The sequence below is a fragment of the Janibacter hoylei PVAS-1 genome (assembly GCF_004025845.1).
Classification (GTDB): domain Bacteria; phylum Actinomycetota; class Actinomycetes; order Actinomycetales; family Dermatophilaceae; genus Janibacter; species Janibacter hoylei.
On sequence record NZ_PIPF01000012.1, the window covers coordinates 167,634 to 188,918 of the forward strand.

At 71.0% G+C, this 21,285-nt stretch carries 27 protein-coding genes; 4 read left to right on the forward strand and 23 right to left on the reverse strand.

Annotated elements, in window-relative coordinates:
• Positions 1-46 precede the first annotated feature (46 nt).
• Together rpsI and rplM are read right to left on the reverse strand one after the other, a co-directional pair.
• Complete coding sequence (gene rpsI / locus CWN80_RS13020) at positions 47-568, reverse strand: 30S ribosomal protein S9 (protein ID WP_007928027.1); 522 nt, start codon at positions 566-568, stop codon at positions 47-49.
• Positions 569-599: 31 nt separating this feature from the next.
• Entirely contained in the window at positions 600-1,043 is a 444-nt protein-coding gene (rplM, locus tag CWN80_RS13025) for a 50S ribosomal protein L13 (protein ID WP_007928029.1), read from the reverse strand.
• Positions 1,044-1,275: 232 nt separating this feature from the next.
• On the opposite strand from rplM, the gene CWN80_RS13030 reads away from it, so the two are divergent.
• Positions 1,276-1,845 carry an ArsR/SmtB family transcription factor gene (locus CWN80_RS13030; protein ID WP_007928032.1) on the forward strand — a complete coding sequence of 190 codons (570 nt, stop codon included), beginning with the start codon at positions 1,276-1,278 and terminating at the stop codon, positions 1,843-1,845.
• Positions 1,846-1,854: 9 nt separating this feature from the next.
• Positions 1,855-2,550 (forward strand): signal peptidase I, encoded by a 696-nt coding sequence (lepB, locus tag CWN80_RS13035; protein WP_007928033.1) that lies wholly within the window; start codon positions 1,855-1,857, stop codon positions 2,548-2,550.
• 25 nt (positions 2,551-2,575) lie between these two features.
• Here the strand turns inward: lepB and truA are convergent, their stop codons facing one another.
• The 8 genes from truA to infA form a co-directional block, all read right to left on the reverse strand.
• The gene (truA, locus tag CWN80_RS13040; RefSeq protein ID WP_007928035.1) at positions 2,576-3,403 is read right to left on the reverse strand and encodes a tRNA pseudouridine(38-40) synthase TruA; all 828 of its coding nucleotides are present in this window, start codon (positions 3,401-3,403) and stop codon (positions 2,576-2,578) included.
• Between the two features lie 91 nt (positions 3,404-3,494).
• On the reverse strand, positions 3,495-4,031 hold the full coding sequence (gene rplQ / locus CWN80_RS13045; RefSeq protein ID WP_007928036.1) for a 50S ribosomal protein L17: 537 nt from the start codon (positions 4,029-4,031) through the stop codon (positions 3,495-3,497).
• 60 nt (positions 4,032-4,091) lie between these two features.
• Positions 4,092-5,126 carry a DNA-directed RNA polymerase subunit alpha gene (locus tag CWN80_RS13050; protein ID WP_007928037.1) on the reverse strand — a complete coding sequence of 345 codons (1,035 nt, stop codon included), beginning with the start codon at positions 5,124-5,126 and terminating at the stop codon, positions 4,092-4,094.
• 115 nt (positions 5,127-5,241) lie between these two features.
• Entirely contained in the window at positions 5,242-5,850 is a 609-nt protein-coding gene (rpsD, locus tag CWN80_RS13055; protein ID WP_007928038.1) for a 30S ribosomal protein S4, read from the reverse strand.
• 29 nt (positions 5,851-5,879) lie between these two features.
• Positions 5,880-6,278: a 30S ribosomal protein S11 gene (gene rpsK / locus CWN80_RS13060; RefSeq protein WP_007928041.1), complete on the reverse strand. Its 399-nt coding sequence runs from the start codon at positions 6,276-6,278 to the stop codon at positions 5,880-5,882.
• Between the two features lie 69 nt (positions 6,279-6,347).
• The gene (gene rpsM, locus CWN80_RS13065) at positions 6,348-6,719 is read right to left on the reverse strand and encodes a 30S ribosomal protein S13 (RefSeq protein WP_007928043.1); all 372 of its coding nucleotides are present in this window, start codon (positions 6,717-6,719) and stop codon (positions 6,348-6,350) included.
• Between the two features lie 225 nt (positions 6,720-6,944).
• Complete coding sequence (rpmJ, locus tag CWN80_RS13070) at positions 6,945-7,058, reverse strand: 50S ribosomal protein L36 (protein ID WP_007928044.1); 114 nt, start codon at positions 7,056-7,058, stop codon at positions 6,945-6,947.
• A gap of 104 nt (positions 7,059-7,162) precedes the next feature.
• Entirely contained in the window at positions 7,163-7,384 is a 222-nt protein-coding gene (gene infA, locus CWN80_RS13075) for a translation initiation factor IF-1 (protein ID WP_007928045.1), read from the reverse strand.
• A gap of 167 nt (positions 7,385-7,551) precedes the next feature.
• Here infA and CWN80_RS13080 point away from each other — a divergent pair, with 167 nt between their 5' ends.
• Positions 7,552-9,009: a CPBP family intramembrane glutamic endopeptidase gene (locus CWN80_RS13080; RefSeq protein WP_128277401.1), complete on the forward strand. Its 1,458-nt coding sequence runs from the start codon at positions 7,552-7,554 to the stop codon at positions 9,007-9,009.
• A gap of 114 nt (positions 9,010-9,123) precedes the next feature.
• Entirely contained in the window at positions 9,124-10,122 is a 999-nt protein-coding gene (locus CWN80_RS13085) for a hypothetical protein (protein WP_128277402.1), read from the forward strand.
• A gap of 30 nt (positions 10,123-10,152) precedes the next feature.
• Here CWN80_RS13085 and meaB read toward each other — a convergent pair whose 3' ends face one another.
• The 13 genes from meaB to CWN80_RS13150 all read right to left on the reverse strand — a co-directional run bounded on the left by meaB (position 10,153) and on the right by CWN80_RS13150 (position 21,285).
• Complete coding sequence (meaB, locus tag CWN80_RS13090) at positions 10,153-11,154, reverse strand: methylmalonyl Co-A mutase-associated GTPase MeaB (RefSeq protein WP_007924749.1); 1,002 nt, start codon at positions 11,152-11,154, stop codon at positions 10,153-10,155.
• On the reverse strand, positions 11,147-13,357 hold the full coding sequence (scpA, locus tag CWN80_RS13095) for a methylmalonyl-CoA mutase (protein ID WP_007924744.1): 2,211 nt from the start codon (positions 13,355-13,357) through the stop codon (positions 11,147-11,149). The genes meaB and scpA overlap by 8 nt, the downstream gene beginning before the upstream one ends.
• Entirely contained in the window at positions 13,354-15,210 is a 1,857-nt protein-coding gene (locus tag CWN80_RS13100; RefSeq protein ID WP_040880591.1) for a methylmalonyl-CoA mutase subunit beta, read from the reverse strand. Before CWN80_RS13100 ends, scpA begins: the two co-directional genes overlap by 4 nt.
• A gap of 127 nt (positions 15,211-15,337) precedes the next feature.
• Positions 15,338-16,186, reverse strand: coding sequence for a type I methionyl aminopeptidase (map, locus tag CWN80_RS13105; RefSeq protein WP_007924740.1), 849 nt, complete (start codon positions 16,184-16,186; stop codon positions 15,338-15,340).
• Between the two features lie 4 nt (positions 16,187-16,190).
• A complete protein-coding gene (locus CWN80_RS13110; RefSeq protein WP_007924738.1) occupies positions 16,191-16,754 on the reverse strand; it encodes an adenylate kinase in 564 nt (187 codons plus the stop codon).
• A complete protein-coding gene (gene secY, locus CWN80_RS13115) occupies positions 16,754-18,076 on the reverse strand; it encodes a preprotein translocase subunit SecY (RefSeq protein WP_007924727.1) in 1,323 nt (440 codons plus the stop codon). Before secY ends, CWN80_RS13110 begins: the two co-directional genes overlap by 1 nt.
• A 197-nt stretch (positions 18,077-18,273) precedes the next feature.
• Positions 18,274-18,759: a 50S ribosomal protein L15 gene (gene rplO / locus CWN80_RS13120; RefSeq protein WP_007924711.1), complete on the reverse strand. Its 486-nt coding sequence runs from the start codon at positions 18,757-18,759 to the stop codon at positions 18,274-18,276.
• 2 nt (positions 18,760-18,761) lie between these two features.
• Positions 18,762-18,944 (reverse strand): 50S ribosomal protein L30, encoded by a 183-nt coding sequence (rpmD, locus tag CWN80_RS13125; RefSeq protein ID WP_007924709.1) that lies wholly within the window; start codon positions 18,942-18,944, stop codon positions 18,762-18,764.
• Positions 18,944-19,609, reverse strand: a complete 666-nt coding sequence (gene rpsE / locus CWN80_RS13130) for a 30S ribosomal protein S5 (RefSeq protein WP_007924707.1) — start codon at positions 19,607-19,609, stop codon at positions 18,944-18,946. Before rpsE ends, rpmD begins: the two co-directional genes overlap by 1 nt.
• Positions 19,610-19,643: 34 nt before the next feature.
• The gene (rplR, locus tag CWN80_RS13135; RefSeq protein ID WP_007924705.1) at positions 19,644-20,018 is read right to left on the reverse strand and encodes a 50S ribosomal protein L18; all 375 of its coding nucleotides are present in this window, start codon (positions 20,016-20,018) and stop codon (positions 19,644-19,646) included.
• Positions 20,019-20,021: 3 nt separating this feature from the next.
• Entirely contained in the window at positions 20,022-20,558 is a 537-nt protein-coding gene (gene rplF / locus CWN80_RS13140; protein WP_007924703.1) for a 50S ribosomal protein L6, read from the reverse strand.
• 12 nt (positions 20,559-20,570) lie between these two features.
• A complete protein-coding gene (gene rpsH / locus CWN80_RS13145) occupies positions 20,571-20,969 on the reverse strand; it encodes a 30S ribosomal protein S8 (RefSeq protein WP_007924701.1) in 399 nt (132 codons plus the stop codon).
• 130 nt (positions 20,970-21,099) lie between these two features.
• Positions 21,100-21,285 carry a type Z 30S ribosomal protein S14 gene (locus CWN80_RS13150; RefSeq protein WP_007924699.1) on the reverse strand — a complete coding sequence of 62 codons (186 nt, stop codon included), beginning with the start codon at positions 21,283-21,285 and terminating at the stop codon, positions 21,100-21,102.

Here is a 21,285-nt window from a genome sequence, read left to right on the forward strand (position 1 = left end):
TTCGAGACGGTCGCGGAGCGACCTCCTCAGGGACCGGGGCGCTGGATCAGCGCTTGCTGTACTGCGGAGCCTTGCGGGCCTTCTTGAGACCGGCCTTCTTGCGCTCCGGGACGCGCGCGTCCCGGGTCAGGTAGCCGGCCTTCTTCAGGGTCGGGCGGTTCAGCTCGGGGTCGACCCCGTTGAGCGAGCGCGCGACGCCGAGGCGGACGGCACCGGCCTGGCCGGAGGGGCCACCGCCGTGGACGCGCACGAGCACGTCGTAGGCGCCGTCGAGCTCGAGCGCGACGAGCGGCTCGTTGACGATCTGCTGGTGGACCTTGTTGGGGAAGTAGTCCTCGAGCGCACGCCCGTTGACCTTCCACTCGCCGGTGCCCGGGACGATCCGGACGCGGGCGATGGCCTGCTTGCGGCGGCCGGTGGCCGAGCCGGGAGCGGAGGCGGAGGGGCGACGCACGGGCTCGTCGGAGCCCGCGACGGGGCCCTCGGACTCGGAGGTGTAGGAGCTCAGCTCGGGCTCGTCGCCCTCGAGCACCTCGGTGTTCACAGCGTTGTCGGTGGTGTCAGCCACGGTATTCCTCTAGTTCCTGATCGGGGCGCGCTTACTGCGCGACCTGCGAGATCGTGTAGGGGGTGGGCTGCTGCGCGGCGTGCGGGTGCTCGGCACCGGCGTAGACCTTGAGCTTGCCCAGCTGCTGGCGACCGAGGGTGTTGCGGGGAAGCATGCCCTGGATGGCCTTCTCGACCGCGCGGGTCGGGTGCTTCTCGAGCATCTCGGTGTAGTTCATCGACGACAGACCGCCCGGGTGACCCGAGTGACGGTAGGCGCGCTTCTGCTCCGCCTTGGCGCCGGTCAGCGCGATCTTGTCGGCGTTGATGATGATGACGAAGTCGCCCGTGTCGACGTGGGGGGCGAAGGTCGTCTTGTGCTTGCCGCGCAGCAGGACGGCGGCCTGGCTCGCGAGACGGCCGAGCACGACGTCCGTGGCGTCGATGATGTGCCACTGACGGGTGATGTCACCGCCCTTGGGGGTGTACGTACGCATGTTCATGCCTTCTGCTCGTTCGTCCCCGTCGCGGTGGAGCGAAGGGGAGGCGCCTGCCGTCCTCGAGGGGGACGCGGCGCCGCTGCACACCATTTTACGGGCGTCAGGACCCCCGCCGAAATCGGTGCAAACCCGCCAAAACCCTTGTCGTAGAGCGGATCTCGCGCCCTTGGCCGGCTGGACACCGACCCGCGCCATGGCGATTGCACAATTATTGTGCAATCGTGGATCGGTGACCGATGCACCCCCGCCGCCGACCTGGCGGCTCCTGGCCCACCCCCTTCGCTCCCGGATCCTCGCCCACCTGCGCCTCCACGGCGGCACGACCTCCGCCGACCTGGCCCGCTCCCTCGGCACCAACACCGGCGCGACGAGCTACCACACGCGGGTGCTCGCCGACGCCGGTCTCGTCGTCGACACCGGCCTGGGTGACGGACGCTCGCGGGTGTGGGCGGCGGCCGAGGAGGAGGCCGACGAGGGCCCCGACCAGACCGTCGCGGTGAGCGCGATCGACGACGCCGACGACCTCGCCGACGCGCTGTGGCTCGCCCACGACCTCGTCGACCACCACGCCCAGCGGCAGCACGCGTGGATCGACGCCCAGGTCTCCTGGCCCCTCGTCTGGCAGGAGGAGTGCGGCCTCCTCGACCGCGAGGTGCTCGTCGACGAGACCCAGCTCGCCGCGCTGCGCACCGAGCTCGGGGCCGTGCTCGACCGCTACCGGCGCCGCGGCGCCGGGACGCCCGGCGCCCGACGCGTCACCGCGGTGGTGGCCCTCACCCCGCTCCCCCGCCGCACCTAGGGTGGTGCCGTGAGCTCCTCCAACGCGCGCCGCGAGCGCCACTGGCTGCCCGGCATCGTCCTGCGGGTGCTCGTCGCCTTCGCCGTCCTGGCCCTGATCACCCACACGCTGGTGCGTCCCTTCGTCATCCCGTCGGCCTCGATGGAGCCGACCCTCATGACCGGCGACCGGGTGCTCGCCCAGGTCGTCGGGGTCGACGAGGCACAGCTCCAGCGGGGCGACGTCGTCGTCTTCAGCCACGGGCGCACGTGGGGCGAGGAGCGCATCGACGACCCCAATCCGGTGAGCGACGCCGCCCGACACCTCGGTGACCTGCTCGGCACCGGGCCGAGCCACCACGCCCACACCGTCAAGCGGGTCATCGGTCTGCCCGGGCAGACCGTCGAGTGCTGCGACGAGCAGGGGCGCGTCCTCGTCGACGGCGAGCCGATCGACGAGCCCTGGGTCCGCCACGACCTGCCCATGCCGGCCGACGGTGACTGCTCGACGGAGTCGACGGCCCGCTGCTTCGACCCGATCACCGTCCCCGAGGGCTCCTACCTCGTCCTCGGCGACAACCGGGCCAACAGCTCCGACTCCGTCGCCGGCTGCCGCGGCCCGGCCGGCGCGACCTGCGAGCCGCGCTTCGTGCGCTTCGACCAGGTCGTCGGCACCCTCGGCTGGCGCTGGTGGCCGCTGCCTCCGGGCGGGGCCGAGCGCCGCTGACCAGCGCCGCGACGCTCCGCTCGCGCTAGTCCCGCCGGGCCCGCGCCTCCTGCGCCCGCGTCGCGAGCGCGTCGTCGGCCGGGTAGGCCACCTCGACGAGGCACAGCCCGTGGGCCGGCATGACCTTGACCCGCGGGTCACGGGCACCTGCCGTGAGGACCTGCGCCGGGAAGTCCGCGTCACGCGCCCCCACCCCGACCGGCACGAGCGCCCCGATGAGCGCACGGACCATCGAGTGGCAGAAGGCATCGGCGACGACCGTCGCCTCGAGCAGCCCGTCATCGCGACGGGTCCAGTCGTAGCGCAGCAGGGTCCGCGTGGTCGTCGCCCCCTCCCGCCGCTTGCAGAAGGCCGCGAAGTCGCGCAGGCCAAGCAGCCGTTGGGCCGCCGCGTGCATGGCCGCGACGTCGAGCGGCGTGCGCAGCGAGACCACCTCACGACGACGCAGGGGGTCCACCCGGGTCGGGTCGTCGCCGACGAGGTAGCGGTAGCGCCGGCTCGTCGCTGAGAAGCGGGCGTCGAAGCCCTCCGGCGCCCGCGTCACCCGGTGCACCACGACGTCCGGCGGCAGCACCCCGCGCAGCCGCGTCGCGAGCGCCTCCTCCGCCGGGCGGTCCGAGTGCCCCCTGGCGCGCTCCAGCTCCTGCGGCGTGACGTCGACGTGCACGACCTGCCCGGTCGCGTGGACCCCGGCGTCGGTGCGGCCCGCGACGGTGAGGCGCGCCGGCTCCGCCAGCCGCAGCACCGTCGTCACCCCCTGAGCCAGCTCGCCCTCGACGGTCCGCAGCCCGGGCTGCGCGGCCCAGCCGTGGAAGTCGGTGCCGTCGTAGGCGAGGTCGAGACGCAGCCGCATGCGGGCCAGCGTAGGCGAGGGACGACGAAGGGAGCGCCGCCCACCCCGTGGGGTGAGCGGCGCTCCCTTCGCATGAAGTCAGCCGTCAGGCTCAGGCCTCGTCGGACTCCTGCTGCTTGGCCTCGCCACCGGCGGGCTCGAAGCCCGCGGCCTTGGTCTCGTCGGTGGTGGTCTCCTCGACCGGGGCCTCGGCGGCAGCCTCGTCCTTGGCGGAGCGCTGGGTGGCGGCCTCGGCCTCGGCGACGACGGCGCGCTTCGGCTTGGCGTTGACCGGCTCACGCACGAGCTCGATGACGCACATCGGGGCGTTGTCACCCTTGCGCGGCGCGATCTTCGTGATGCGCGTGTAGCCGCCCTGGCGCTCGGCCATGTCGGGGGCGATCTCGACGAAGAGACGGTGGACGACGCTCTTGTCGGTGACGGTGGTCATGACCTTGCGGCGGGCGTGCAGGTCACCGCGCTTGGCAAAGGTGATCAGACGCTCGGCCAGGGGGCGCAGGCGCTTGGCCTTGGCCTGGGTGGTCGTGATCTGGTCGTGCTCGAAGAGCGCGGTGGCCAGGTTCGCGAGGATGAGCCGCTCGTGAGCCGGGCCGCCACCGATACGGGGGCCCTTGGTGGGGGTGGGCATGGTGTTCTCCTTGGAAGTTCTGACCTCACCGCGTCAGCGGTCAGGTCGTGAGGCGGTGGGTCAGAGCTGCTCGTCCTCGGCGAACGAGGCGTCCTCGTCGCCGGACTCGTCGTAGTCGTCCTCGCCGTAGCCGGGGATGGACGTCGGGTCGAACCCGGGCGGGCTGTCCTTGAGCGCCAGGTCCATCTCGTGCAGCTTCGCCTTGACCTCGTCGATCGACTTCGCACCGAAGTTGCGGATGTCGAGCAGGTCGGCCTCGCTGCGACCGACGAGCTCACCCACGGTGTGGATGCCCTCGCGCTTGAGGCAGTTGTAGCTGCGGACCGTCAGGTCGAGGTCCTCGATGGGCAGCGCCAGGTCGGCCGCGATGGCGGCGTCGGTCGGCGACGGGCCCATGTCGATGCCCTCGGCCTCGACGTTGAGCTCACGGGCCAGGCCGAAGAGCTCGACGAGCGTCTTGCCGGCGGAGGCGAGCGCGTCGCGCGGGGTGATCGAGTTCTTGGTCTCGACGTCGACGACGAGGCGGTCGAAGTCGGTGCGCTGCTCGACACGGGTCGCCTCGACCTTGTAGGTCACGGCGAGGACCGGCGAGTAGATGGAGTCGACCGGGATCCGGCCGATCTCCTGGTCGCCCGACTTGTTCTGCTGGGCGGAGACGTAGCCACGGCCACGCTCGACCGTCAGCTCCATCTCGATGGAGCCCTTGTCGTTGAGCGTCGCGATGTGCAGGTCCGGGTTGTGGACCTCGACACCGGCCGGGGGGTTGATGTCCGCCGCGGTGACCGCGCCGGCGCCCGACTTGCGCAGGTACATCACGACCGGCTCGTCGTTCTCGCTGGAGACGACGAGGGACTTGATGTTGAGGATGATCTCGGTGACGTCCTCCTTGACCCCGGGGATCGTGGAGAACTCGTGGAGCACGCCGTCGATCCGGATCGAGGTGAGCGAGGCACCCGGGATGCTCGAGAGCAGGGTGCGACGCAGGGAGTTGCCGATGGTGTAGCCGAAGCCAGGCTCGAGGGGCTCGATGACGAACCGCGAGCGGTTGTCGGCGATGACCTCTTCGCTGAGGGTGGGGCGCTGTGCGATGAGCACGGTGATGTTCCTTCCCACGGGCGACCGCTATATGACGCCTCGTGAAGGTGTCCGGTCGTGATCCGGACGGTGGCTCCCGCATCGGTCCGCGGGAGCCACCCTCAGGTGAACTGGATCAGTTCTTGGAGTAGAGCTCGACGATGAGCTGCTCGGTGAGCGGCGTGTCGATCTGCTCGCGGGTCGGCAGCTGGTGCACGAGGATCTTCAGGCTGCCCGGGACGACGTGGAGCCACGCCGGGACGGGGCGCTCACCGAAGGTCTCGCGAGCGAGCTGGATCGGGAAGGCCTCGACGGACTGCTTGCGCACGGTGATGATGTCGTACTGCGAGACGCGGGCGCTGGGCACGTCGGTGCGCACGCCGTTGAGCTCGAAGTGACCGTGCGTGACGAGCTGACGAGCCTGACGACGCGTGCGGGCCAGGCCCGCGCGGTAGATGACGTTGTCGAGGCGCGACTCGAGGATGATCAGCAGGTTGTGACCGGTCTGACCGGGGCGGTTGGCCGCCTCCTTGTAGTACCGGACGAACTGCTTCTCCATGACGCCGTAGGTGAAGCGAGCCTTCTGCTTCTCCTGCAGCTGGGTGAGGTACTCCTTCTCCTGGATCCGGCGACGGCCGTGCTGGCCGGGCGGGAAGGGACGGAGCTCGAAGTTCTTGTCGCCGCCGACGAGGTCGAGCTTGAGGCGGCGGGACTTCTTGGTGATGGGGCCGGTGTAACGAGCCATGTCTTATCTGTCTCCCGTATCTCTGCTGCTCAGACGCGACGGCGCTTGGGCGGGCGGACACCGTTGTGCGGGCTGGGCGTGACGTCCTGGATCGCGCCGACCTCGAGGCCGGCGGCGGTCAGGGAGCGGATCGCGGTCTCGCGACCGGAGCCCGGGCCCTTGACGAAGACGTCGACCTTCTTCATGCCGTGCTCCATGGCACGACGGGCGGCGGCCTCGGCAGCCATCTGGGCGGCGTACGGGGTGGACTTGCGCGAACCCTTGAAGCCGACCTGGCCGGCGGAGGCCCAGGAGATCACGGCACCAGTGGGGTCGGTGATCGAGATGATCGTGTTGTTGAACGTGCTCTTGATGTGGGCCTGGCCCACGGCAACGTTCTTCTTGACCTTGCGGCGCACCTTGGCGCCGGAGCGGGTCTTGGGGGGCATGTTTCTCCTACGAAGTTCTTCGGTGGGTCACCGTCGACAGCCCGGAGGGCGCAACGGTGGGGTGGTGTCTTAGGCCTTCTTCTTGCCTGCGACGGTGCGCTTCGGGCCCTTGCGGGTCCGGGCGTTGGTCTTGGTGCGCTGACCGCGGACCGGGAGACCGCGGCGGTGCCGCAGACCCTCGTAGGTGCCGATCTCGACCTTGCGGCGGATGTCGGCGGCGACCTCGCGGCGGAGGTCACCCTCGAGCTGGACGTTGGCCTCGAGGTAGTCGCGGAGGGCGACGAGCTGGGCGTCGTCGAGGTCCTTCACGCGGGTGCTCGGGTCGACGCCGGTGGCGGCGAGGGCCTTCTGTGCGGTCGTGCGTCCCACACCGAAGATGTAGGTCAGGGCGACCTCAGCGCGCTTCTCGCGCGGCAGGTCGACTCCAACAAGTCGTGCCATGTGCTGGCTTCCTTTGCAGTACTCGGAGGTCTGGTGCACCACCGGTCCGGCGGTGGGTCCCACGGATGTCCGTGGGCCGCTCGGTCCCCGGCCTCCGAGCCGGGGGTGACGTCCTGCTCCGCGAAGGGGGCAGGGGCCGGGTGGTGCGTGCATTTCAGTTGGCGTTGCTCGAGGATCCGGCGACAAGCCGAGGTCCCCGCCGTACGGAGGTCCTGGTGGACGCGATCAGCCCTGGCGCTGCTTGTGGCGCAGGTTGTCGCAGATCACCATGACCCGACCGTTGCGGCGGATCACCTTGCACTTGTCGCAGATCTTCTTGACGCTCGGCTGAACCTTCATTGCCGTCTCGCATCTTTCTCGATCTGTCCCGCCCCAGGATGTGGTGACGGGTCGTGCTCGTGGTGCTTCACTCGTCGGTCGCCGGGGGCCGGCGACCGCCTCGATCAGCGGTAACGGAAGACGATCCGGCCGCGGGTCAGGTCGTACGGGCTGAGCTCCACGACAACCTTGTCCTCGGGGAGGATCCGGATGTAGTGCTGCCGCATCTTGCCCGAGATGTGGGCGAGAACCTTGTGACCGTTGGTCAGCTCGACCCGAAACATCGCGTTCGGGAGAGCTTCGACGATCGTGCCCTCGACCTCGATGACACCGTCCTTCTTGGCCATACCCTCTCAATCCGTTGGTGGCCGCTCCCTGGGTGGAAGTGACCGTGGGTGGCACGGCGACCTGACCTCCTCGGAGACCGAGCAGGCATGACACACGTGACCGACAGTCAAGATTACGGCATCGGCCCACCTCGAGGGAAATCGCGGGCCCCACGTAGGGTCGAGCCATGACCGGCCCCAGGATCGCACTCGTCGGCCCCCCGGACCTGCCAGCGGCCGGGCACGCCCGGCGGGCGCTCGCCGCGCTCGCCCCCGACGCCCTCGTCGTGTCGTTGCCCACCGGTGCCGCGCTCACCCCCGACCTCGACGGGGTGTGGGTCCTCCCGTCGCCCGGCGCGGCCCCGACCGTGCACGACACGACGCTCTCGTGGGCCCTCCACCTGGGCCTGCCCGTGGCCGGCCCCCTCGGCAGGGACGACGGCGGCGCCCGCCCCGCCACCGACTACCTCGACGCCCCCGGCACGACCTGGGCGAGCGACGCACCGACCGGTGCCGACGGGCCGGCGACGATCCGGGCGACGGGCTCCCCCTTCGCCGTGCTGTCGCTGCTCCCCCTCGCGACGGACGCCGGCGTCCACCCCGTCGCCGTCGGCCTCGTCGACGCGGCACGTCGCCGGGCCGCCTCCCGCATGCCCGTGGCGACGTCGACCTCGCTCGCGCCCTTCCCCGACGACGAGCCGCGCAGCTACCTGCACCAGATGCGCACGGCCCGATACCGCTGGTGGCGCCCGCTGCTCGCCCTCTTCGCCGGCATCGCGACGTGGGTCGTCTGCGCGATGACCCTCACCATCGCCTGGGCCGTCCTCGACCCCGCGATGCTCTCCCCGGACGGGGCGGAGGAGATCGACATGACCTCCCCCGTGGCGACGCTCTTCGGCAACCTCGTCCTCGCCTCGCTCATCCCGGCGACGCTCGTCGCCACCCGGGTCGGCCACTGGCGGCCGATGGGCAAGGTCTGGTCGATCACCGGACGGATGCGCTGGGGCTGGACCCTGCGCTGCACCCTCGTGACGACGCTCGTGTGGGGCGGCTACCTCGCCGCCGCGTGGCTGCTCTCCGGCGAGGCCTCGACGGCCCGCCCCGAGCACTGGGGCTGGTTGGTGCTCATCGCGATCTTCACGACGCCGCTGCAGGCGGCCGGCGAGGAGGTCGCCTTCCGCGGCGGCCTGCTCCAAGGGGTCGGTGCGTGGATCCGCCACCCCGCCGTCGCCCTCGTCGTCGGCACGCTGCTGTCCACCGCCCTCTTCGCGCTGGCCCACGGCTCCATGGACCCGTGGGTGCTGCTCGACCTCGGCGGCATGGCCGCGGCCTGCTGCTACCTCACCTGGCGCACCGGTGGCCTCGAGGCCGCCATCGTCCTGCACGTCGTCAACAACATGGTCATCATCATCGGGCTCACGGTGCTCGGTGGCATCCAGGACGCCTACGTCACCGAGGAGACGACGAGCACCGCGGGCACCGCCGGCCTGAGCGTCTTCGCGACCGCGATCATGACGGCGATCCTCCTGTGGCTGGCCCGCCGCTCGGGCATCGCGCCGAAGGGGGTGGGTCGCCCCGCCCTGCACCCCCGGCCGGAGCCTCGGCCGGCTGCCGACGAGACGGCTCTGGTCACCGCGGCGCGGTGACCCTATGATCCGAGCGTCCGGCACCGAGGTCTGACCCCCAGACGCTCCCTCTCGCGCCGGCACCACCTTCAGCCGGCGCGCGAGAGCCCGCCACGTCACCCCTCGGAGCCCCTCGTGCGTCGTCCCCTCATGGCCCTGTGCCTCACCGCCGTCGTCGGTCTGGCCACCGCCCCCGCCGCCCTGGCCGCACCCACCCCGGTCACCCCGCTGGCCCCGACCGTCGTCGACGAGTGCGGCGTCGGCGGCGACCGGGTCGTCATCCCGCAGGTCGACGGGGTGCGCTACCTCGCCGAGGTCGCCGGCGCGACCTTCGAGCTGACTCCCGGCAGCTATGCCGGCGTCGCCTTCTGGCCCGAGGACGCGATCACCGAGGCCGAGGTCGAGGACCTGCTCCTCGGCGAGTCCGACTGGACCGCCCCCGACACCACGGCGACGATCACCGCCGAGGCCGTCGACGACGCCGTGCTCGCCGACGGCGCCACCACGAGCTTCGACGTCCGCCTGTCGTCGGCGCCCTGCACCGACGGCCCGGCGGCCGTGACGGCGAGCGCGACCTGTGGCTCGGTGACCTTCGCCAACCCCGCGGGCAACCCCGAGGCCGTCGTGCTGTGGGCCGATGCCGACACCGAGGACGACTACACCGAGCTGCCGCTGCCCCCCGGGGCCTCCGCCACGATCACGACCGACGCCGCCGAGCTCGACTGGTTCGCCGTCGACGCGGCCGATTGGGTGGACGAGCCGTGGGACGAGGAGGACTGGATGGGCGAGGGCGACTGGGCCGCACCGCTCGCGGCGGCCGACCCGGACTACGTCGCGACCGAGGAGGACCGCGAGCTCCTCGTGGAGGTCGCGGAGTTCATCGACGACCTGCTCGACGAGGGCCTCGGGGGCGGCTACCTGGAGCTGCCGAGCGACTGCCCGGCCGCGCCCGACACCGACGGCGACACCGACGGGGTCGCCCCCGAGGCACCGACCACCGCTCCCGAGGTCCCTGCCGTCGTCCAGACCGACGGCGCCGCGCTCGAGACCCCCGCACCGCTGGCGCCCGTCGGCCTCGGCCTCCTGGCCGTTGGGGGCCTCGTCGGCGTACTGCGCCGGCTGGCCCGCGCCTGACGGCAGCGGCGCCGGCCGGCGCCGCCCAGGCTACTCGCCCGGGCGCTGCGCCAGGTCGGCGCCGAAGGCCGCGATGATCCGGGCGGCCCCGTCGACGGCGCTCACCGACCCGGTGCGCACGCCCGGGGTGATCTCGGCGAGCAGCTCGCGCACGCGCGGCGAGCGACGCACGGCGTCGCGCAGCTCGGAGTCGACCATCGCCCACATCCACTCACGCTGCTGCTCGGCCCGGCGCGCGTGCAGCGAGCCCTGCGACTCGAGCCAGCGGCGGTGCTCGAGGACGGCCTCCCACACCTCGTCGAGGCCGTCGCCGGTCTGGGCGCTGCAGGTGAGGACCGGGGGGCGGCGGGCGTCGGGGTCGGAGTTCATCAGGCGCATGGCGCCGGAGAGCTCGCGGGCCGCGACCCGCGCGTCGCCGGCGTGCTCGCCGTCGGCCTTGTTGACCGCGATGACGTCAGCCATCTCGAGGATGCCGCGCTTGATGCCCTGCAGCTGGTCGCCGCCCCGGGCCAGTGCCAGGAGCAGGAAGGTGTCGACCATCTCGGCGACGGCGACCTCGGACTGACCGACGCCGACGGTCTCGACGAGCACGACGTCGAAGCCCGCGGCCTCGAGCACGAGCATCCCCTCGCGGGTCGCCCGCGCGACGCCACCGAGGTGGGCGCCCGAGGGCGAGGGTCGCACGAAGGCATCCTCGCTCGCCGTCAGCTGCGCCATCCGCGTGCGGTCACCGAGGACCGAGCCTCCGGTACGGGCGCTGCTCGGGTCGACGGCCACGACCGCGACCCGGTGGCCCCGCTCGATGAGCCGGGTCCCGAGCGCGTCGATGAAGGTCGACTTCCCGGCCCCCGGGATGCCCGAGATGCCCACGCGCATGCCCTGACCGGTGTCGGGGGCGAGCAGCGCGAGCAGCTCGCGTGCCCGCTCCCGGTGGTCCGGGCGGGAGGACTCGACGAGCGTGATCGCCCGCGCGATGTGTGCCCGGGAGCGCTCACGCACGCCCCGGGCCAGGTCGGCGACCGACTCAGGCATCGGTGCCGGCGGCCTGCTCCCGCAGGCGGTCGACGAGTCGGCCGGCTGCCTCGGCGATGACGGTGCCGGGCGGGTAGATGTCGTCGGCACCCGCCGCACGGAGCTCCTCGAAGTCCTGGTCGGGGATGACCCCGCCCACGACGATCATCAGGTCCTCGCGCCCGAGGGCGTCGAGCTCCTGACGCAGCGCCGGCACCAGGGTCAGGTGACCCGCGGCCAGCGACGACACCCCCACGACGTGCACGTCGCCCTCGACGGCCTGACGGGCCACCTCGCCGGGGGTCTGGAAGAGCGGGCCCACGTCGACGTCGAAGCCGAGGTCGGCGAAGGCTGTCGCGATGACCTTCTGGCCACGGTCGTGACCGTCCTGGCCCATCTTGGCGACGAGGATGCGGGGGCGGCGCCCTTCGGCCTGCTCGAAGTCCTCGACCTTGGCCAGGACCTCGTCCACGGCTCCGCCCTTGCCTGCCTCGTCCCGGTACACACCGGAGATCGTACGGATCTGCGCGGTGTAGCGGCCGTAGACCTCCTCCAGCGCGGAGGAGATCTCGCCGACCGTCGCCTTGGCCCGGGCCGCGTCGATCGCGAGCGCGAGCAGGTTGGTCTCCATCGAGCCGCCCTCGGCACGGGCCGCCTCGGTGAGGGCCGCGAGCGCGGCCCGGGTGGTGTCCTCGTCGCGCTCGGCGCGCAGGCGCTCGAGCTTGGCGATCTGGGAGGCGCGGACCGCCGCGTTGTCGACCTTGAGGATCTCGATGGCCTCGTCGGCGGTGCTCTCGGTGACCGGGTAGGTGTTGACGCCGATGACCGGCTGCTGGCCGGAGTCGATGCGGGCTTGGGTGCGGGCGGCCGCCTCCTCGATGCGCATCTTGGGGATGCCGGCCTCGATGGCCTTGGCCATGCCGCCGGCGGCCTCGACCTCCTCGATGTGCGCCCAGGCCCGCTGCGCCAGGTCGTGGGTCAGGCGCTCGACGTAGGCGCTGCCGCCCCACGGGTCGATGACCCGCGTCGTGCCGGACTCCTGCTGGAGCACGAGCTGGGTGTTGCGGGCGATGCGCGCGGAGAAGTCCGTCGGCAGCGCGATCGCCTCGTCGAGGGCATTGGTGTGCAGGCTCTGCGTGTGGCCCTGCGTCGAGGCCATCGCCTCGATGCACGTGCGCACGACGTTGTTGTAGACGTCCTGCGCGGTGAGGCTCCAGCCGGAGGTCTGCGAGTGGGTGCGCAGGGAGAGCGACTTGGCATTGTCCGGCGCGAAGTTCTCCTTGACCAGGCGCGCCCACAGCAGGCGCGCGGCGCGCAGCTTGGCGACCTCCATGTAGAAGTTCATGCCGATGGCCCAGAAGAAGGACAGCCGCGGCGCGAAGGAGTCGACGTCCATGCCCGCCGCCTTGCCGGCGCGGATGTACTCGATGCCGTCGGCGAGGGTGTAGCCGAGCTCGAGGTCCTGCGTCGCCCCGGCCTCCTGCATGTGGTAGCCGGAGATCGAGATCGAGTTGAAGCGCGGCATCCGCTGGCTGGTGTACGCGAAGATGTCGGAGATGATCCGCATCGAGGGCGCCGGCGGGTAGATGTAGGTGTTGCGGACCATGAACTCCTTGAGGATGTCGTTCTGGATGGTGCCGCTCAGCTGCTCCGGGCTCACCCCCTGCTCCTCGGCCGCGACGACGTAGAGCGCAAGCACCGGCAGGACCGCGCCGTTCATCGTCATCGAGACGCTCATCCGGTCGAGCGGGATGCCGTCGAAGAGCGTGCGCATGTCGTAGATCGAGTCGATGGCGACACCAGCCATGCCGACGTCACCGGAGACGCGCGGGTGGTCGCTGTCGTAGCCGCGGTGGGTCGCCAGGTCGAAGGCGACGGACAGGCCCTTCTGCCCGGCCGCGAGGTTGCGACGGTAGAAGGCGTTGGACTCCTCGGCCGTCGAGAAGCCGGCGTACTGGCGGATCGTCCACGGCTGGTTGACGTACATCGTCGGGTAGGGCCCGCGGAGGAAGGGCGCCGCGCCGGGCGCCGTCTCGAGGAAGTCGAGGTCGGCGGTGTCGGCCTCGGTGTAGACGGGGGCGACGGAGATCTTCTCCGGCGTCTCCCAGCCGTCGCGGGCGCCGGGGGTCGCGTCGAGCGCCTCCTGCCAGCGCGCGGCCGCGTCGTCGGAGGGTCGCCCGTCGCCGAGGTCGACGGTGTCGAAGGTGGGGATCTGCGCGCTCATGCCTGTGCTCCTGCCTGCGGTGCGCCGAGGGTGTCGAGGAGGTCGGTGAGGAAGGCGACGACGTCCATGCCGTCGCGGACCTCGCCGTCGACGGTGGTGTCGCCGACCTCCGTGGCCCTGCCGGCGACGAGGACGCGCCCCACCCCGGCCGAGCGAAGGGAGGCCACGCTCGCCTCGGCGTGGGCGGCGTAGCCCTTCGCCGAGCTGGCGACGACGGCGACGGGCGCCCCCTGCGCCGCGTCGAGTGCGGTGGACTCGTCGGCGACCTCGATGATGTGGGGCCGGATGCCGGCGACGCCGAGGAGGTTGGTGACGAAGGTCAGGCGGGCGGTGTGCTCCTTGGCCGGGCCGAGGGCGATCACCGGCACGCTGACGTCGCCGGCGGCGGTGCGCTCGCGCAGGTCCTCGAAGACCTCGCTGTCGCGGCGACGCGGCAGGCCGCCGGTCGGCTCGGTGCGCGGCGTGCGGGTCAGCAGGGTCTCCCCCGCGAGGGGGAAGGTCGAGGTGCCGGTGAGGGGCAGGGCGCGGGTCGCCAGGGCGGCATCGCGCTCGGTGCGGGTGGCAGCCAGACGCTCGGCGACCACACCCGACGCGAGTGCCGCGGCGGCGCCACCGGCGGCGTCGAGCTCGCCGAACCAGGCCCACGCCGCGCGGGCGAGCGAGTCGGTGAGCGACTCGACGTAGGCGGAGCCGCCCGCCGGGTCGGCGACCCGCGCGACATTGGACTCGGAGGCCAGCAGCGACTGCGTGTTGCGGGCGACCCGCCGCGAGAAGGCGGTCGGCAGGCCGAGCGCGTGGTCGTAGGGCAGGACGGTGACGGCGTCCGCGCCACCGGCAGCGGCCGCGAAGCAGGCGATGGTGTCGCGCAGCAGGTTGACCCACGGGTCGGTGCGGGTCTGCATCCGCCACGAGGTCACGGCGTGGACCCACGCGCCGCGGTCGGCCTCGGGGACCTCGAGCACCTCACCGACGCGGGCCCAGGTGCGGCGCAGCGCGCGCAGCTTGGCGATCGTCGTGAACTGGTCGGCGGTCGCGGCGACACGGAAGTCGATGCGGCGGAAGGCCTCGGCCGGCTCGACGCCCGCCTCGGACAGGTGGCGCACGTAGTCGAGGGCGGTCGCCAGGGCGAGGGCGATCTCGTCCTGGTCGCTCGCGCCCGCGTCGTGGTGCACGCGGGAGTCGACGGTGATGGCCCGCGCGCTCGTGAAGCGGTCGCGGCAGGTCGCGACGGCATCGGCCAGCGGCGCGAGGTCGGGGGTGCCACCGCGCACGGCGACCTGGCCGATGGGGTCGTGGCCGAGGCTGCCACGCACGGTGGCGGCGTCGACTCCCTTCGCCTCCCAGACGGAGACGAGGGCGGCGGCCGCGGTGGCCTGGTCGTCGGCCGAGCTGACGACGACGGGAGCCAGGTCGACCTGGACGTCCGCGAGCACCTCGGCCAGGTCGTCGGCCGCGACGCCGTCGGCACCGACGTGCACCCACACGGAGGTGACCCCCCGCTCGAGGTCGTCGAGGACGGCCCGCCGGCTGGTCGCGGCATCGGGGTCGTCGTGCAGCTGGCGCACGTCCCAGGGGACGTCGGGGTCACGCGGCGCACGGCCACGGGTGAAGGGCATCGCGCCCGGCAGGCCGAGGGTCTCCCCCGGCTGCGGCCAGTAGATCGGGTCGATGTCGATGCCACCGGGCAGGTGGCTCGACAGGGCCTCGCGGGCGCCGGCCGCGTCCACCTTGCGGTCGTCGGGGCGGGACTTGTTGACGACGCCGGCGGCGAGCTCGGCCCACGCGTCAGGACTCGTCGCCGGGAAGCCTGCGGCGAGCCCCATCACGTCGTCGTGTGCTGGGGGAAGGGACATCCGTGCAACTCTCCTCGTCGACCCGGTCACCGGCCCACGGGCCGATGGCATGACTGACTTCGCACCCTACCGACGCGCGGCCGGTGTCGACCGGCATGTCCAGCGTCGCGTGGACCACACCGCCGGCTCAGTCCAGCGGGCCGAAGGGGGCGCCCCGCGCCGTCAGCTCGGCCTCGCCGCCGTCGAGGGCGGTGAGCACCCAGATGCCGCGCTCGGTGAGCGCGACCGAGTGCTCCCAGTGGGCCGCCGGCTGGCCGTCGTCGGTGACGACGGTCCACTCGTCGTCGAGGACGTGGTTGGCCTGGTCGCCGAGGGTGACCATCGGCTCGATGGCCAGGGTGGACCCGACGGGGGTCTGCGGCGTGCGGCCGCGCACGCGGTAGTTGGGGACATTGGGTGGCAGGTGCATGTGCTCACCGATGCCGTGGCCGGTGTAGTCCTCGACGATGCCGTAGTCGACACCGTCGGCTCGGGCGTCGGCGCGGATCGAGTCCTCGACGCCACCGCCGATGTCGTTGAGGTCGCCACCGGGGCGGAAGGCCGCGATGCCGGCCCACAGCGAGCGGCGGGTCACCTCGGACAGCCGAGCCGCCGCGGGGTCACTGGCGCCGTCACCGCCGACGACGAGGGTGATGGCGCTGTCGCCGTTCCACCCCTCGACCTCGGCGCCGCAGTCGATGCTCAGCAGGTCACCCTCTCGCAGGACGCGCTCCCCCGGGATGCCGTGGACGATCTCGTCCCCGACGGAGGTGCACAGCGTGTGCGAGTAGCCCGGCACGAGCTGGAAGTTGGGGACCCCGCCGCCGCTGCGGATGAAGTCCTCCGCGAGGGCGTCCAGGTGCGCGGTCGTCACACCGGCGCGCGCCTCGGCGCGCAGCATCTCGAGGGTCCGAGCGACGAGAAGGCCCGCCACGCGCATCGCCCGGAGCTGGTCCGGGGTGCGCGGGCGGACCCGCTCGCGGCCGAAGAGGGCCAAGTGCTCAGGCCCCGAGCGTGGCGACGATCCGCTCGGCGACCTCGTCGACCTCGCCCTCGCCGTCGACGGTCACGAGGAGACCGCGCTCCGCGTAGGCGTCGGACAGCGGCTTGGTCTCGCGGTGGTAGATGGCCATGCGCTCACGGATGACCTCCTCGGTGTCGTCGGCGCGACCCTCGAGCTCGGCCCGCTTGAGCAGGCGCTGGACGACGACCTCGTCGTCGACGACGAGCTCGAGCACCTTGTCGACCGAGTGGTCGCCCTTGGCGAGCATCGCGTCGAGGGCGGTGACCTGCGCGGTCGTGCGCGGGTAGCCGTCGAGGAGGAAGCCCGATGCGGCGTCGTCCTCGGCCAGGCGCGCCTCGACGATCGCATTGGTGATGTCGTCGGAGACGTAGCCGCCGGACGCGAGGATCTCCTTGACCTGGAGACCGAGCTCGGTCTCGTTCTTGATGTTGGCCCGGAAGATGTCACCCGTGGAGATGGCAGGGATGCCGTAGTGCTCGGCGATCTGGGTGGCCTGGGTGCCCTTGCCGGCCCCGGGGGGGCCCAAGATGATGAGACGCATCAGCGGAGGAATCCTTCGTAGTGGCGTTGCTGGAGCTGGGACTCGATCTGCTTCACCGTCTCCAGACCGACGCCCACCATGATGAGGATAGACGCACCGCCGAAGGGGAAGTCCTGGTTGGCCCCGATCCACACGAAGGCGACGAGCGGGATCAACGAGATCAGAGCGAGGTAGATGGCTCCCGGCACGGTGATGCGGGTGAGCACGTACTGGAGGTACTCGGCCGTGGGTCGCCCGGCGCGGATACCGGGGATGAATCCCCCGTACTTCTTCATGTTGTCGGCCACCTCGGTCGGGTTGAAGGTGATCGAGACGTAGAAGAAGGTGAAGAAGAGGATCATCGCCGTGAAGACCGCCATGTAGATGGGGTGGTCTCCACGCACGAGGTAGGTGTTGATCCAGTCGACCCACCCGGGGTTGTTGCCCGCCGGGTCGGACTGGAACTGGGCGATCATCTGCGGCAGCGCGAGCATCGAGCTGGCGAAGATGATCGGGATGACGTTGGCCATGTTGACCTTGATCGGGATGTACGTCGACGTGCCGCCGTACATCTGGCGCCCGACCATCTTCTTGGCGTACTGCACCGGGATCCGGCGCTGGCTCTGCTCGACGAAGACGACGGCGGCGATGATGACGAAGCCGATCGCGATGACGAGGAAGAAGAGGTCCCAGCGGCCGTCGCGCTGCTGGATCGCCCAGAGCGAGCTGGGGAAGGTCGCGGTGATCGAGGTGAAGATCAGCAGGGACATGCCGTTGCCGACGCCCTTGTCCGTGACGAGCTCACCGAGCCACATGATCAGGCCGGTGCCGGCCGTCATCGTCAGGACCATGAGGACGATGGAGAACATCGAGTCGCGGTAGAGGATCGGCCCGCACTCGGCGTTGTTGAAGAGGGCCGCGGGGTTGCGGGCGAAGGTGATGAAGGTGGCCGACTGGAGCACGGCGAGGGCGATGGTCAGGTACCGGGTGTACTGCGTCATCTTCGCCTGGCCCTGCTGCCCCTCCTTCTTCAGCGCCTCGAAGCGGGGGATGACGACGGTGAGCAGCTGCACGATGATGCTCGCCGTGATGTACGGCATGATCCCCAGCGCGAAGATCGACAGCTGCAGGAGCGCGCCACCGCTGAAGAGGTTGGCCATCCCGAGGAAGTTGTTGCCCGCGTCCTGGCGTGCACCGGCGATGCAGTCCTGGACCGCCGTGTAGTTGACGTTCGGGGTCGGCACGTGGGACCCGAGGCGGAAGAGCACGATGATGCCCAGCGTGAAGAGCAGCTTGCGCCGCAGGTCGGGCGTCTTGAATGCCCGGGTGAAGACGGAGAGCACGTGGGTTCCTCCAGGACGGTGCCGTGGGTGCAGATGTGAGCTGCGGGCGGTGACCGCCGGCGGCGGCACAACCTGTCAGACGATACCTGCCGTGTGCAGGTGGTCGCGAGGCGACCACCTGCGGGCGGGTCCGGCCCCGCAGACGCGTCGAGGCCGCCCCGGTGACGGGACGGCCTCGACTGCAGGACCGAAGGGGGTCAGCGCGCGGTGATGCTGCCGCCGGCCGCCTCGATCTTCTCCTTGGCGCTCGCGGAGAAGGCGTCGACCGTGAGGTCGACCTTCACCGTGATCTCGCCGGAGCCGAGCACCTTGACGGGGTGGCCGTCGCGGACGGCTCCCTTCGCCACGAGCTCGTCGACCCCGATGCTGCCACCCTCCGGGAAGAGGGAGGCGATGCGGTCGAGGTTGACGACCTGGTAGTCGACCTTGAAGGGGTTCTTGAAGCCGCGGAGCTTGGGCAGACGCATGTGCAGCGGCGTCTGACCGCCCTCGAAGCGCTCCGGCACCTGGTACCGGGCCTTCGTGCCCTTGGTACCGCGACCGGCGGTCTTGCCCTTGGAGCCCTCACCGCGACCCACACGGGTCTTCGCGGTCTTGGCTCCGGGGGCCGGACGCAGGTGGTGCACCTTGAGGGCGTGGGTCGAGCCCTGCTCCTCGTTGGGGGTGGCCTTGGAGTCAGCCATGATCAGTCAACCTCCTCGACGGTCACCAGGTGGCGAACCGTCTGGACCATGCCACGGATCTCCGGGCGGTCCTCCTTGACGACGACGTCGCCGATGCGCTTCAGACCGAGGCTGCGCAGCGTGTCCCGCTGGTTCTGCTTGCCACCGATCTCGGAACGGGTCTGGGTCACCTTGAGTCGAGCCATCACGCACCCGCCTTTGCCTTCTCGGCGGCCTCGGCGCGACCAGCGGCCTGAGCGCGCAGCATGGCTGCCGGGGCGACCTCGTCCAGAGGCAGACCGCGGCGAGCCGCGACGGCCTCCGGACGCTCGAGGCCCTTGAGGGCCGCGACTGCCGCGTGGACGATGTTGATCGCGTTGTCCGAGCCGAGGCTCTTGGACAGCACGTCGTGGATGCCGGCGCACTCGAGGACGGCGCGCACCGGACCACCGGCGATGACACCGGTACCCGGGGAGGCCGGACGGAGCATGACGACGCCGGCCGCGGCCTCACCCTGGATGGGGTGCGGGATCGTGCCCTGGATGCGCGGGACGGTGAAGAAGTTCTTCTTCGCCTCCTCGACACCCTTGGCGATCGCGGCCGGGACCTCCTTGGCCTTGCCGTAGCCGACACCGACGGTGCCGTCACCGTCACCGACGACGACCAGGGCGGTGAAGCTGAAGCGACGACCACCCTTGACGACCTTGGCGACACGGTTGATGGTCACGACACGCTCGAGGAACTGGCTCTCGTTGCGGTCGCGGCCACCGTCACGACGGTCACGGCCACCACCGCGGTTGTCGCGACGGTCGTTGTTGGAGCGCTCGTTGGTGCCTGCGGCACCGGCGCCTCGACGCTGGGGTCCGGGCATCAGATGTTCCTCTTCTCGACGTTCAGGGTCTGCATCACAGCGTCAGACCCCCTTCGCGCGCGCCGTCCGCGATGGCGGCGACGCGGCCGTGGTACCGGTTGCCGCCACGGTCGAAGACGACCGCGTCGACGCCGGTGGCCTTGGCACGCTCGGCGACGAGCTGACCGACCTTCTTGGCCCGGTCGGTCTTGTCACCCTCGAGGGCACGCACGTCGGCCTCCATGGTCGACGCGGACGCGACGGTCTTGCCGACCGTGTCGTCGACGACCTGGACGAAGACGTGGCGGCTGCTGCGGCTGACGACCAGACGGGGCCGCAGCGCGGTCCCGTTGACCTTCTTGCGCAGGCGCAGGTGGCGACGGCCGCGCGCGGCGCTCTTGCCCTTGGCACGCTTGATGATCTTGGCCATGGCTTACTTACCAGCCTTTCCGACCTTGCGACGGATGTGCTCGCCCTCGTACCGGACACCCTTGCCCTTGTACGGGTCGGGACGGCGGAGCTTGCGGATGTTGGCAGCCGTCTCGCCGACGAGCTGCTTGTCGATGCCCTGGACGCTGAAGCGCGTGGGGTTCTCGACGTTGAAGCTGATCCCCTCGGGGGCCTCGACGGTGATCGGGTGGCTGTAGCCGAGCGCGAACTCGAGCGAACCGCCCTTGTTCTGCACGCGGTAACCCGTGCCGTGGATCTCGAGCTTCTTCTCGTAGCCCTCGGTGACACCGACGACCATGTTGTTGATGAGGCTGCGGGTCAGGCCGTGCAGCGAGCGCGACTCGCGCTCGTCGTCCGGGCGCGCGACCTCGATGCCGTTGTCGGTCTGGGAGACCGTGATCGGCTCGGTCACGTTGATCTGCAGCTCGCCCTTGGGGCCCTTGACCTTGACGGTCTGGCCCTCGATGGCGATGTCGACACCGCTGGGGATGGCGACCGGGAGTCGTCCGATTCGCGACATGTCTGCTTCCCCTTACCAGACGTAGGCGAGGACTTCCCCGCCCACACCCTTGGTTGCGGCCTGCTTGTCGGTGAGGAGGCCGGAGGACGTGGAGATGATCGCCACGCCCAGGCCGCCGAGCACCTTCGGCAGGTTGGTGGACTTCGCGTAGACGCGCAGACCGGGCTTGGACACCCGGCGCACGCCCGCGATGGAACGCTCACGGTTGGGGCCGTACTTGAGGTTGATCGTCAGCGTCTTGCCGACGGTCGCCTCCTCGACGGTCCAGCCCGCGATGAAACCCTCCGCCTGGAGGATCTCCGCGATGTGCGACTTGAGCTTGGAGTACGGCATGGAGACCTCGTCGTGGTGCGCCGAGTTGGCGTTCCGGACGCGGGTCAGCATGTCCGCAATCGGGTCGGTCATGGTCATGGGCTCTGCCTGCCCTCTCTCATCGCGGTTTCCCTCCTGGAGCGGAGCGACCTTCGATGTAGAACGGTTCGTGGGGTTGGTGCGACGGGTGTCGCAGCGGGGTCCTGCCGGCGGCCGGACCCCCGGTGGGTCACCAGCTGGACTTCGTCACGCCGGGGAGCTCGCCGCGGTGCGCCATCTCGCGCAGGCACACACGGCACAGACCGAACTTGCGGTAGACCGAGTGGGGCCGGCCGCAGCGCTGGCACCGCGTGTAGCCGCGGACCTTGAACTTCGGCTTCTTGTTCGCCTTGTTGATCAGGGCGGTCTTCGCCAT